Raw genomic sequence first — 12,941 nt, forward strand, 5'->3', positions numbered from 1 at the left:
CCAGGTTGATAGGTGAGGGGTGTAAGCATGGTAACATGTTCAGCTGACTCATACTAATAAGTCGAGGGCTTGACCTAAAAATAATCACTGTGCAATTTTCAGAGAACAAACTCTTAAAAAGTAAATATATAAAGTTATTAGAATCTAGTAGTTCTAGGAAACGATGAAATACGAAGATTATAGTAAATTTAATCTGGTGATGATGGTTTTGAGGGTAACACTCCTTACCATACCGAACAGGCAAGTTAAGCCTCAAGACGCCGATAGTACTGCATGGGAAGCTGTGTGGGAGGGTAGGTTGTCGCCAGGTATAACCAAGGAAACTTGGAAATATTCCGCGATAGCTCAACGGTGGAGCACTCGGCTGTTAACCGATAGGTTGAAGGTTCGAATCCTTTTCGCGGAGCCATATTGAATATTAGAGAAGTAGATTATCTACTTCTTTTTTTATTTTGTAATAAAATAAATATATGAGTAAGCAAAGCTATTATCAAGGCAAATTAGGATAAATAAAGAAAATTGAGAAGTTGTCAACAAATACTTTAATCAACATTGTATTTTTATTGAAGTTTATGTATTCTATAGATATAAGTAAAATGGAAAGGGGGGGAGAAGTGTGAAAAAATGGTATAACGAAGAATATGAATGGAAATTGGAAGTGAGGGGTTTTCTTCGCAGTGATCACACTGAAAGATATTTGAGAAATGGAGAGAAAGTGGGGGACAAATATACCTCTGTAAATACGACTGTCCTATAAATGAACATGGACATGAAATCTGTGTTCCAAGGCAATGATGATTTTGTTTCTAATTATGGAGGCAGTAGGAATTTGCTGAAATTCACAAAATATTAGAGATAGAAGCAAATATAGCAATGATATCGTATGTAGAGATGGTTGTGGTATGTTTATGGTCACAGCAAAGAACCTCAGAAATGAAAATTTCTTTAAAGAAAAATTTTTTGAGGAGTGATTTGTATGAAAATTGGGAGAGTTTTAAGAGTTGTTAAGGACAATAGTAGAGAGGAAATATTTAATTGGAGTAAGGAAAAAAGAACTATAATTATGAGTATATTCTATCCTGCAGAAGAACAATATTGTAGTGGAGATGGCATATTATACAAGGATTTATTCCAACCCCATACAGAGCTTTTTATAGAAGATGTAGGCAATACAAAGGAAACTGAAGAATATATTAACAAGTTAAGGACAGATGTATTTTTAAATGTTCCTATCAAAAATGCTCTGGATAAGTATCCAGTAATTATTTATTCACCAGGTATATTTCAGGACAGGGATTTTGCGATATTTACTGCAGTAAATCTTGTAAAGGAAGGATATATTGTAATTACCCTTGGATCTTTATATGAAACTGATTATACTATTATGCCTGATGGTGATATTATTAGGGTTACAGGGAAGCTTCAAAAGGAAATGATGAGTTCAATAACAGATGAAACTTGGAGAGAGTTAAGAGATATTAGAAAAAGAGACATGCTATTTATGGTAGACCATGTTTTTAATATTAATGAAAAAGATGAATTACTTAAGGACAGGATTGATATAAACAGTATTGGAGCTATGGGATTTTCATTAGGTGCCCAGAGCACATTTGAAGCTACGGCTGATGACAAGAGAATTAAGGCAGCAGTGTTACTTGATGGAAGCTTTGATAAAAGTACTGTTTTGGAAAAAGTTGATAATGGAGAAAGATGTAGCACACCTGTTCTACTATTTAAAAGTCATGCATCTTCATATGATTTAAAGGTGAAGCAAGCTAAATGTTTTTATAAAAATATAGAAGACAAGGAAAAGGCTGAAGACTTAATTAATGAGGCTATAATTGAAAAGCGTGAGATGATAAAAGCTCAGAAAGCTCTTTATCAGTATCTTGATGGATATAAGTCTTTTGTTAAAATTCAGTACACTGACCATGCTGCTTTCTGTGATATTCCAGTAGTCTTGAATCTTAAGTATTCAGAGTGTTTTGGTGGAAAAATTTTAAGCAGAAAGGTCCATGAAATTGTAAGCATAACATCATTGAAATTCTTCAATGAATTTTTACGTCATAGAGATATGGAATATGAAAATTTTATTGAAAATAAAAATAACTATGCAGAGCTTAAAAAAATCAATGCTATAGGTGAAGTTATAAAGTAATGACTATACTGGGTGTATAATAAGAATTATAATGCCAGGAGATTAGGAATAATACTCTTGGTATTTTTTTGATTTATAGGAATTTGATATTATAAAAAAACAAATGATAAAGGTGAATTAAGTGGTTGAAAAGAAAGATTATAAAAAGTGGCTAAAATATGCAATAGAAGATTATGAAAAAGTAAAGTTTGGATTTTATTTTGAAGAAAAATTTGAGCTATGTTGTAATGCACAACAAGCTATAGAAAAATTATTTAAAGGATATTTAATAATGAAAGGGAAAGAATATACTAGCACGCATGATATATATGCACTATGTAAATATTGTGCTAAATATGATGAAAAATTTAATAGCTTTAGACGGTATGCTTCAATTTTATCCAAATATTATGTTGATAAAAGATATCCATATACAAATTCATTAGAAAGTATAGATATAAATATAGATAATGTAATGAAATTTTTAGAAGAAGTGTTTGAGTATGTAGAACCAATACTATGGGAATAGATTTAAATATTCTGTAATAAATTGTATTTAATTTACTGAAATATATTAAATATGATAAACAATGGTGGTATAATATAGTATAAAAATTAATATCATAATAATAGTAATTAATATAAATTTTATAAAATATATATATACAGTTAAATTAGGAAATATTATTTTTTTATAATTTAGGTTTTACACTAGTAAATATATGATTATGATAAAAATTTTATTCATTAGTTAAAAGGTGGTGTTATAATGGATAGTTATTCATTACTAAGACAAACAATTGAAAATAGTAACAACATAGTATTTTTAGGCGGAGCAGGTGTAAGTACTGAAAGTAACATTCCAGACTTCAGATCAAATGATGGATTATATACAGAAAAGAAAAAATATAAATATCCACCAGAAACTATGCTTAGTCATAGCTTTTTTAACAAATATCCAGAAGCATTTTTTGATTATTATAAAGACAATATGATATATAAGGATGCAAGACCTAATTTAGCACATAAAGCATTGGCTGAGTTAGAAAAAATGGGAAAACTTAAAGCAATAATAACTCAAAATATAGATGGATTGCATCAAGAAGCTGGTTCAGAAAATGTATTTGAACTTCATGGTTCAATTCATAGGAATTACTGCATGGATTGTAATGAATCTTATGATTTGGACTACATAATAAATAGTGAAGATATAGTTCCAAGATGTAAAAAATGTGGTGGTATAGTAAAACCTGATGTAGTACTTTATGAAGAAGGATTAGATGAAAATACTTTAAGACAATCTGTTCAACATATAATAAACGCAGATACATTTATAGTTGGAGGAACATCACTAGTTGTATATCCAGCAGCTGGACTTTTAGAATATTTTAGAGGTCCAAATTTAATACTTATAAATAAAGATAAAACACCATATGATAACAGAGCCAATTTGGTTATAAATGATTCTATAGGAAAAGTATTAAGTGAAGCAATAAAAGGATTATAAATTAATACTTAAACTTAAAGGGCATACTATAAAAAGAGTATGTCCTTTAAGCTTAAAGTAAATCTTTCTATTATAAATTTAGATTACTATTAGAAGATATGTTGTTATATAAGGCTAAATTTAAACCTTCAAGCAAACTTCTAAATATTAGAAAGTGAACACTATCTGTTGGATGTAGTCCATCATTGATACAATTTTCTTCTAACATAATCTCATCAATTGTTTTATTAGTACAGAATAAATAATTTTGTATATAATTAAAAGAATTTATAAAATGAATATTTTCATTTTCAGCAACACAAGAAATTACATTAGTTACATGATCCATATGGTATAAACGATTAGGATAACTTTCATTTTGAAAAGTTGATGGATTAGGTGACATTAAGATAATTTTTTTGTTTCTATCTTTTAAAAATTTAATTAAAAATGTTAAATTATCAAATAGCTGATTCATTCCATTTAATACTTTCCTATCATTACAACCAAGTAAAATGATAACTAACTCATCCTCATCAGAATACAATTTTGACAAATTTTCACGTACTTCAGTTGAAGTTATTCCGCCGCATCCATTATTAACTACTGTACATTTTGGAAATTTATCTAACATATATATTTGAAATAATGATGACCAGCTTTTTAAACTAGTTCTTCTAAAAAACGTCTTTGTACATGTATCTAAAATAACTTCTTTAGTTTTTACACTATCAGAGCTTCCAGCACCAGCAGCAATGCTATCACCTATAATTTTTATATTGCATCCATTTTGAAACATTTGTAAAAATCCAATTTCTTTATTATTCATATAAGATACTCCTCTAATTTAAATATTTCTATTGATATGAAGAACAAATTCTGGTTTAGCAATATATGAATAATATTTTACATTTCCATCAAATTCAAGATAAGCTTTGAATCGATCTATAATTGCAGGACTTTTAATATAGTTTAGTACTTCATCTTTTTTTATCCATGCAGATTCAGAATTTTCATCAGAACCGCGCAAATTACCACTCTTGTATTTACAAATAAAATCAAACATTACTTTCGTAGGAACTACATCATAACCATTATATCCTTTGTGGCTACTGGTATTTGAAGAAACACAAAATAACTTATCAACTATAACGTCTATTCCACTTTCTTCTTTAATTTCTCTTGTAACAGCATCTATAAGATTTTCACCAATTTCGACTTGACCTCCAGGAAATACCCATCCACCATGAAATGTATTAACCATTAAAATTTCACCATTATCATTTTCCACAACTCCAGCTGCAGTTACAATATGTGTAGGAAAGTTTTTCATAGTATATATCCTCCTTATTAATAATTATTTAGAAAAATCATTAATTTCATTTTCTGAGTGCTTTAAAAACTTCTCTAAGTCTTCTTTATTCGCAAATAAATTTCCGTTATTATTTCCACAGTAAATCCCTTTTTTTATTGGGGCAATTAGAAAACCACCTACAATTCCAGCAAGAAAGCAGGTAGTTCCTAATAGTATTTTTTCATTATTTTTCATAAAATCAACTCCCTTAAATATCTGATGTACAAATTTGTACACTGACTTAATTTATCTTTTTTATAGGAAAGAATACATATGGTTGTCCATTTTCACAAGGACACGTGTAATCTTGTATTGCACCAATTAAATTTAAATTATTTTTATTTATATAATCTAATACATAAGAAATAGTTTCCATCATATCTTTTTCAACTTTAGTATAAAGATATTCATAAGAGGGAACTGTCCATTTTACCCAGTTAGCAGGTGGAACTGCATCATCTATAACTTCTACTCCAGCTAGATAAAGTCCTTTTGTAAAATTTCCTTCCCATGGTTTAAAACTTCTTGAAAAATCGCTCATTAAGCCCCAAATTCCAACCAAATTTTTATTGCTATTTTTTTTTGCAAGATGTTCAACTTCTGAAAAATGACTGTTAGCATCATTCCATAATTTAGCAATAAAGTTTTCTCCATCATTAGTTGAACCTTCTTTACCAATAACCGAAAAAGACTCTTTTATACATTTTTTTATTTCCATAGATTAACCTCCATAAATATATAATTTCAAGTTCAAGGTTTAAATAACATCTTTATCAAATGATAATTCTAGAGTTATAAGTTATTCCTATATAGGGTTCCAAGTTTAAATTTAAAAAAATGTCTTTCTCAAATGATATTATTAATATTACAGTTTATTGCTGTTTTTATATTTGGAACTAAGTAAGAAGTAAAAGTGAACAGTTATGGTTGATATTACTCACTTTGTTCCTAATATCTAAAAATAGAAATACTTAAAAACTATGTTTTTATATTGTTTTCAATTAATTTGCTTTGCAAATTTAATAAAAAATCATTTTTTAAAATTGAAAATCCAATTTTTACATTCACTTTCAATTTTCAATTAAATTAATTAGAATTCTCAACTGAAATAAGGGTAATATTCCAATATTAGATTTCACGTATTTATTTTATGTTAAAGAAATGAAGAAACGTACAAGTGATGTTGAAGGTTTAATTTTAAAATTAGAAATAAGAAGTATCACTTGATAGATATATAATAGCATAAATAAATACAATATTAACCACAAAATTCATAATATTCAAACTTAAATTTACTTTGCAAGTGAATTAAGTTATATATAACTGTAAAAAATAGTAAGAAACAAAGATAAATTAAGCAAAGTCTTGAAAATATGCAGATGATGACCTAAGGTCATTTAAAATGAACCGTAATCCATTTATGATTTTTGATACAAAAATGTTAAAATTTAGTAGAAGGTAAAAGGGGGAAATTATTATGAAAAATTCATTTAAAAGGCTAGTATCTTGTATTATGTTAATTTTTGTGTCAGTAATTTTTATTCCAACTAATGTATTTGCAGCTACAAATTTAGAAGAAGATTGTATAATAAAGGAAGAAAAGTTACCAAATTTAAACAAGAATTATCCTATAGTAATGGTTCATGGACTTTTTGGATGGGGCAATGATGAGTTATTTGGACTAAATTATTGGGGGGGAAAATCAAGTTTAAGAGAAATGTTAAATTCTGAGGGGTATACAGTATATACTCCAACAATAGGACCTATAGCTAGTAACTGGGATAGAGCATGTGAATTGTATGCATACTTAAAAGGTGGAACTGTAGACTATGGTGAAGCTCATGCTCAAAAATGTGGACATAATAGATATGGACGAACTTATCAAGGTGTATATCCTGAATTAGGAAATAATAATGAAAATGGTGAACTTCAAAAGGTTCATTTAATTGGACATAGTATGGGTGGACAAACAATTAGAGTTTTAGCACAATTGTTAGAGGATGGAAGCCAAGAAGAAATAGCTTGTACTGGTGAGAATACAAATAAATTATTTGTAGGCAATAACCACTTTATAGAAAGTATAACAACGCTTGCAACTCCACATGATGGAAGTCAACAAGATGATGTTAAAATGGATTTAGAACCTAGAATCCATCAGTTTTTTGCAGCTATGGCAACTAAAGCTGGAAGAGATGAATCAGAAAATCCTAAATTTGATTTGAAACTAGATCAATGGGGATTAAAGAGAAATCCAGGAGAATCTTATGAAAGTTATTATAAAAGAGTTTTTACAAGTAAAATTTGGGGAGAAACTAAAGATTTAAGTATATGGGACTTATCATTAGAAGGTGCAAAAGAATTAAATAGTTGGGTTAAAACTCATGATGATATATATTATTTTTCCATAGCTTGCGTAGACACACATAAAGATTTAAAAACTGATTATCAAGTACCAAATATAAATATGAATCCACTTCTTTTAAAAAGTTCAAAATTTATGGGTTCATATATTAATAATGAAGAAGGAAAAGTTATAGTTGATAACAGTTGGTGGAGAAATGATGGAATAGTAAGTGTAAGATCTGCAATAGCACCACATGAAGGATCTACTGATAATATTGTAGAATATAATGGACAACAAATTCAAAAAGGTATTTGGAATTACTTAGGTGAAATTAATAACATTGATCATATTGAAGTTGTAGGACAACATGAACCAATATACAAAAAATATCTTCAAAACAAATTCAGAAATTGGGCAAAAATGTTATGTGGAGAAGTTAAGTAGTAAGTAAAAAGGTTGCATATTGAAAAATGCAATCTTTTTTATTTACTATTAATTTAATTTAAAGTAATATTATCATAATACATGAAGCTAATATAGGTTAAAGAAGGTGATTAGATGAAAAATTTATATTTATATAAAACAGGGATAGGTAAAATAACAATAGTAGAGGAAGACAATAAAATAATTAATGTATATTTTGATAGTGAAGATACACCAAAAGATATTAATATATGTGAAACCAATATTTTAAAAGAAGCAGGTAGACAGTTACAAGAATATTTTTCAGGAGTACGCACAAAGTTTGAGTTGCCATTAAATCCAAAGGGAACAGATTTTATGAAAGATGTTTGGAGTGCATTAGAAAAAATACCTTATGGAGAAACTAAAACATATGGTGAAATTGCAAAAATTATAGGAAGAGATAAAGCATATAGAGCAGTTGGACTTGCAAATAATAAAAATCCTATTCCAATTTTTATACCATGTCATAGAGTAATTGGAGCCAATGGCAAGTTAGTGGGATATGCAGGGGGATTAAATATAAAGAAACAACTTTTAGAATTGGAGAAGGTTACAATATAGTATGAGTGAATCTATACTTAAAAATTCAAATAGTAATAAAGATTAAGATGATGGTAATGAATAATTAATGGACTTTAAGATGTATGTGGATTAAGAAAAATATTAAAAATAAGGGGCAGGCAAGCTTATCATGTAATGCTGTAAGTCGCTATTTAATTGTTATTAGAAATTAAGCTTGGCACTGCCACTTGGAATGTTTTTAATATAATCTAGTTTTTAGGAACAACCCTAACCCATGTTTCTTCATAACACTTTCCATTAAAATCTGAATAGTACATTTCAAATTCGTAGCCCTCAACAAGTTCATAATTTGAAGTAGGCAACCAGTCCGTATAAACACGAGCTATTAAGTCTTGAATTGCTTTTGAAGTATCCTCAATATTATGAGGTTCATTTACAAATATAGCCCATGTAGATTTAGGTATATCAACTACAGTATAACCTGCTGTGTTACTTAAAGGTGTTTTCATGACACACAACATATATGGAAAAATTGTTCCATCCATTTTGCGGTATTGGCAAAGTGAATTTACAGTGCTTGGATATCCAGAAGATTTTACAAGATTTGCACATTCACCATTATTTAATTTTTCAAGCCAAAATTCAGGTATAGCCTTTAAGTTTCCACCATCTTTAGTATCAAAAATTCCCTCGATGCCATAAACTTGGAATGCTTCTTTTTCAACAATTTTATAATTCATTTCACTTACTCCTTTTATAGAAATTTGAAAGGATATGCGTGGAAATGCCTTTATACTAACTCCTTTGCTGCGCGCCGCTGTGGGAGTAATTCCGTGTAGATTTTGAAATGCTCTGGTGAATGCTTTAGGTGATTCATAACCATAGGTTAACGCTATATCTATAACCTTGATAGTGCTGTTTTGTAATTCAAATGCCGCTAGTGTCATTTTCCTTCGGCGTATATATTCAGATAAAGTAATGCCAGTAATAAATGTAAATATTCTTTGAAAGTGATACACAGAGCAACAAGCAATTTGTGCGATTTTTTCATAATCTGTTTTACCTTGCAAATTGTTTTCAATATAGTCCAATGCACGGTTCATGTCATTTAAGTATTGCATACTCACATCTCCTCTCTATAAATATTGTAACAAAATAGATATAAAAAACCCTTGCAACTATTGCAAAGAAAAATCAGTCTATTAAAAAGTATATTAGCATATAACCTTCATTATATGGATTTTAATTCCAAAAATATTTTATCATATTCTTATGAATTTTTAATTAATAAAAAATGTTATTGACAGGTGTGTATAGTGAGTATATACTGTGTATATAAGATATAAACAATAAAAAATTTAAGAAGGAAAAAATTATGAAGGGTATTGTGTTAATTGCTTTATTTTTTATAATCGTTTATTTAGAGTATAAGTGGTTTATGAAAGTAAAGAAAGAAATTGAGAAATAATTTTTTTTATCATAACTGTATATACTGAATATTAACGGTATACAAAACAAATTATAACTAAAAGGATTTGATAGTATGAATATTTTAATCAATAATTCTTGTGGCAAGCCTATATATACTCAGATAGAGGAACAGATTAGAGATTCAATATTAAAAAATGAATTATCTATAAATGAGGGGTTACCATCTATAAGAACATTAGCAAAGGAACTTAAGATAAGTGTAATAACAACCAAAAGAGCATATGAAGAGCTAGAGAGAAAGGGTTTTATATATACAGTTAAAGGTAAGGGGTCTTTTATATCAAATCAAGACACAGAAATTATAAAAAATATTATTATAAAAAATGTAAAATTATATTTAAAAGAGGGATTAAAAGAAGGTAAAAAAGTAGAGTTGGAATTATCTGAGATGAAGACAATATTAGAAGTTATTTACAATGATTAAAATTAAAATTTGAATTGTGGAGGAGTAAAATGAGTAATATTCTTGAAATAAAAGGTTTAACAAAGACATATAAAAACTTTAAGTTAGATAATGTATCTTTAAATTTGGAAAGAGGATATATTATGGGATTTATAGGTGAAAATGGAGCAGGAAAAACAACTACAATAAAACTTATTATGAATTTATTAAAAAGAGATAGTGGAGAAATAAAAGTTTTTGATAAAGATAATATTAGATTTTCTCAGGAAATAAAAGAAAAAATAGGGTTTGTATATGATGATTGTTTCTACTATGAAAAGTTATCAATAAAAGATAATGCAAAAGTAATTTCTAATTTTTATAAAGAGTGGAGTTTTGATACATTTAATTCTTATTTAAGAAAGTTTGGACTTAATGAAAAGCAGAAGGTTAAGGAACTTTCAAAAGGAATGAAAATGAAGTTTGCAATTTCTCTTGCACTTAGTCATAATGCAGAGTTTTTGATTATGGATGAGCCAACAGCAGGACTTGATCCAGTTGTTAGAGCAGAACTTTTAGATCTTTTTCAAGAAATAATTCAAGATGAAAAGATAGGGATATTAATATCTACCCATATAACTTCAGACCTTGAAAAAATAGCAGATTATATAACTTATATACGTAAAGGAAAGATAGAGTTCTCTAAACCAACTATTGAAGTATTAGAAGAATATAAAATAGTAAAGGGTGACACAAAACTTTTAAATGAAGAAAACAAAAAATTATTTATATCAATAAATGCTACAGAATTCGGATTTGAAGCTTTAACTAAGAATGAAGAAAAAATTAAAGAAGTATTTAAAGATAAAGTTATTCTAGAAAGACCAACACTAGAAGATATTATGGTTATGAAAAGTCAAGAAAATATTCAAGATTTAAGTACAAAATATGGAAGAGAAATAAGTAGTTTGTAATATGAAAGGATAGGTTTGTATGTTAAATGTAATTAAAAGAGAATTGGGACTTCAATTTTCATACTTAAAAGGTATGCAACTTGTTGGAATGTTACTAGTTGTAATGTTTGTAATGTTCGTAAATAAGGACAAAAATTTTATGTGCTATGTTATGTTAATGTTTTTAGTTGGTACATTTGGATACACAGAACTTGAAAACAGGAATAAAGTATATTTATCCATATTAAGTGGAAATTGTAGCAGAAAAAATTATATAATAGGAAAATATTTATTTATTATAATATGGTCAATAGTAGTTGGAGTAGTTCTAATTTTATTAAACAAAATGCTATTTTTAATTATGCCTAGTATGGTTGCCGATACAAATATATTTCAAATGAAAACAATGATATTATATGGAATTTTTATTTCATCAGTATATTATTTTGCATATTTTAGTTTAGGAATGAAGGCGGCAAAAATTAGTTATTATATAGTGCTAATGTTATATACATTTGGATTTATGATGTTGCTTAATGGATTTCAATATGGAATTGGGTGTGAGTATAGTAACATAATATTTAAATTGATATTTGCTACAGATATTGTAACTAACATAATAACTGTAGTGATAACTTTAGCAGTATCAGCAATTCTATGTGTATTATCTGTAATTTTTTATGAAAAGAAAGATTTATAGGAGGTAAAATCATGGTAGCATTATTAAAAAAAGATTTTATAACTAGTAGAAAATCAGTAATTATAATGAATCTAATAGCAGCATGTATATTAGGAGGAGTTTCACTATTTAAAGAATTTCCAATTGAGGTTATTTCAATGATGTATGTTATGGCAAGTATATTTATACCTCTTATGTCAAATAAAATGATGTCAACAGAAGAAGGAAAAAGAAATTATGATACCATAATAAATAGTTTTCCTGTAAGTAGAAAATCAGTTGTAATTAGTAAAAATTTATTTTATTTTTTAATGTATTTAATAACTTCAATAATATTATTATTAACAATAATAATTATAAAGAAACCTAGTACTCAAGATTTAACTTATATATTATTTATTCAATCATTAACATTTATATATTATTCATTAATAATAGGAATTCCAAATTATATGTATTATAAATTTGATTATGATGTAGCAATGAAATATGGTGTTATTGTATTTTTATCAATTATATATGTGCCAATGATAGTTATACAGATAGGTGAAAAATTACTTCCTAACTTTGGAAGTAAAATAATCTCAATTATTGAAGCGGGGAATATACAAACAATGCTTATAGCTGTATCAGCATTTTTAATTGGACTATTAATATATGTTGTATTTACTATTTTATCAATAAATGGATATTCAAAAAAAGATTTATCCTAAAACTTAGGAGGATATAGATATATATGAATTTAATAATAAACAATTCATCAGGAGAACCAATTTATGCTCAAATAGAAAAGCAAATAAAAGATAACATTCTTACAAATAAATTGGACTCAAATGAAGCACTTCCTTCAATAAGAGCATTAGCGAAGGAATTAAGAATTAGTGTAATAACAACAAAAAGAGCATATGAGGAACTGGAAAGGGAAGGATATATCTACACTATTCCAGGCAAAGGTTCTTTTGTTGCAAAGCAAGATAAAGAGTTGATGAAGGAAACTGTAATAAGGACAGTAGAAGAACATTTTACAAATGCTATAGAAGAAGGTCGTAAAATAAATCTTACATTAAATGAAATGAAAGAAATATTAGAAGTGTTATATGATGAGATTTAAAACAAATTAAGATGAGG

Annotated in this window: 15 protein-coding genes, 1 tRNA gene, 2 rRNA genes and 1 pseudogene; 14 read left to right on the plus strand and 5 right to left on the minus strand. The window is 27.6% G+C overall.

Features of this window, described 5'->3' with window-relative positions; genetic code table 11:
- From AC07E4_RS00805 to AC07E4_RS00835, 7 genes and pseudogenes are all read left to right on the plus strand, one after another.
- Positions 1-77, plus strand: a 23S ribosomal RNA gene (locus AC07E4_RS00805); the annotation flags it as partial.
- Positions 78-192: 115 nt separating this feature from the next.
- Positions 193-310 (plus strand): 5S ribosomal RNA (gene rrf / locus AC07E4_RS00810).
- A gap of 24 nt (positions 311-334) precedes the next feature.
- Positions 335-409 (plus strand) — tRNA-Asn (locus AC07E4_RS00815).
- Positions 410-616: 207 nt separating this feature from the next.
- Positions 617-971, plus strand: a pseudogene (locus AC07E4_RS00820) (TIGR04076 family protein).
- Between the two features lie 5 nt (positions 972-976).
- Positions 977-2,158, plus strand: a complete 1,182-nt coding sequence (locus AC07E4_RS00825) for an alpha/beta hydrolase (protein WP_478215493.1) — start codon at positions 977-979, stop codon at positions 2,156-2,158.
- 121 nt (positions 2,159-2,279) lie between these two features.
- Positions 2,280-2,666 (plus strand): HEPN domain-containing protein, encoded by a 387-nt coding sequence (locus AC07E4_RS00830; protein WP_051540297.1) that lies wholly within the window; start codon positions 2,280-2,282, stop codon positions 2,664-2,666.
- A 240-nt stretch (positions 2,667-2,906) separates the two neighbouring features.
- A complete protein-coding gene (locus AC07E4_RS00835; RefSeq protein ID WP_430830662.1) occupies positions 2,907-3,644 on the plus strand; it encodes an NAD-dependent protein deacylase in 738 nt (245 codons plus the stop codon).
- 70 nt (positions 3,645-3,714) lie between these two features.
- Here AC07E4_RS00835 and AC07E4_RS00840 read toward each other — a convergent pair whose 3' ends face one another.
- The 4 genes from AC07E4_RS00840 to AC07E4_RS00855 are packed head-to-tail and all read right to left on the minus strand — an operon-like array spanning position 3,715 to position 5,695.
- Positions 3,715-4,452 (minus strand): SGNH/GDSL hydrolase family protein, encoded by a 738-nt coding sequence (locus AC07E4_RS00840; RefSeq protein WP_478215494.1) that lies wholly within the window; start codon positions 4,450-4,452, stop codon positions 3,715-3,717.
- Positions 4,453-4,470: 18 nt separating this feature from the next.
- Positions 4,471-4,956: an NUDIX hydrolase gene (locus AC07E4_RS00845; protein ID WP_478215495.1), complete on the minus strand. Its 486-nt coding sequence runs from the start codon at positions 4,954-4,956 to the stop codon at positions 4,471-4,473.
- A gap of 24 nt (positions 4,957-4,980) precedes the next feature.
- The gene (locus AC07E4_RS00850) at positions 4,981-5,172 is read right to left on the minus strand and encodes a hypothetical protein (protein ID WP_430830659.1); all 192 of its coding nucleotides are present in this window, start codon (positions 5,170-5,172) and stop codon (positions 4,981-4,983) included.
- A gap of 46 nt (positions 5,173-5,218) precedes the next feature.
- Entirely contained in the window at positions 5,219-5,695 is a 477-nt protein-coding gene (locus AC07E4_RS00855; RefSeq protein ID WP_430830658.1) for a GyrI-like domain-containing protein, read from the minus strand.
- 759 nt (positions 5,696-6,454) lie between these two features.
- On the opposite strand from AC07E4_RS00855, the gene AC07E4_RS00860 reads away from it, so the two are divergent.
- Together AC07E4_RS00860 and AC07E4_RS00865 are read left to right on the plus strand one after the other, a co-directional pair.
- Positions 6,455-7,765 carry an esterase/lipase family protein gene (locus tag AC07E4_RS00860; protein ID WP_478215496.1) on the plus strand — a complete coding sequence of 437 codons (1,311 nt, stop codon included), beginning with the start codon at positions 6,455-6,457 and terminating at the stop codon, positions 7,763-7,765.
- Positions 7,766-7,879: 114 nt separating this feature from the next.
- Positions 7,880-8,347 carry a methylated-DNA--[protein]-cysteine S-methyltransferase gene (locus AC07E4_RS00865; protein ID WP_040328533.1) on the plus strand — a complete coding sequence of 156 codons (468 nt, stop codon included), beginning with the start codon at positions 7,880-7,882 and terminating at the stop codon, positions 8,345-8,347.
- A gap of 209 nt (positions 8,348-8,556) precedes the next feature.
- Here AC07E4_RS00865 and AC07E4_RS00870 read toward each other — a convergent pair whose 3' ends face one another.
- Complete coding sequence (locus AC07E4_RS00870; protein ID WP_478215497.1) at positions 8,557-9,429, minus strand: AraC family transcriptional regulator; 873 nt, start codon at positions 9,427-9,429, stop codon at positions 8,557-8,559.
- 422 nt (positions 9,430-9,851) lie between these two features.
- Between AC07E4_RS00870 and AC07E4_RS00875 the strand changes: the two genes are divergently transcribed.
- From AC07E4_RS00875 to AC07E4_RS00895, 5 genes are read left to right on the plus strand one after another with little or no spacing between them, the layout of a single operon-like run.
- On the plus strand, positions 9,852-10,223 hold the full coding sequence (locus tag AC07E4_RS00875; protein WP_040328537.1) for a GntR family transcriptional regulator: 372 nt from the start codon (positions 9,852-9,854) through the stop codon (positions 10,221-10,223).
- Between the two features lie 29 nt (positions 10,224-10,252).
- Positions 10,253-11,155: an ABC transporter ATP-binding protein gene (locus AC07E4_RS00880; protein ID WP_051540299.1), complete on the plus strand. Its 903-nt coding sequence runs from the start codon at positions 10,253-10,255 to the stop codon at positions 11,153-11,155.
- Positions 11,156-11,174: 19 nt separating this feature from the next.
- Positions 11,175-11,834 (plus strand): ABC-2 transporter permease, encoded by a 660-nt coding sequence (locus AC07E4_RS00885; RefSeq protein WP_040328539.1) that lies wholly within the window; start codon positions 11,175-11,177, stop codon positions 11,832-11,834.
- A gap of 11 nt (positions 11,835-11,845) precedes the next feature.
- On the plus strand, positions 11,846-12,526 hold the full coding sequence (locus AC07E4_RS00890; RefSeq protein WP_040328541.1) for an ABC-2 transporter permease: 681 nt from the start codon (positions 11,846-11,848) through the stop codon (positions 12,524-12,526).
- A gap of 23 nt (positions 12,527-12,549) precedes the next feature.
- The gene (locus AC07E4_RS00895; RefSeq protein WP_040328543.1) at positions 12,550-12,924 is read left to right on the plus strand and encodes a GntR family transcriptional regulator; all 375 of its coding nucleotides are present in this window, start codon (positions 12,550-12,552) and stop codon (positions 12,922-12,924) included.
- The last annotated feature ends 17 nt before the right edge of the window (positions 12,925-12,941 follow it).

It is taken from the genome of Clostridium amazonense, from assembly GCF_056431285.1.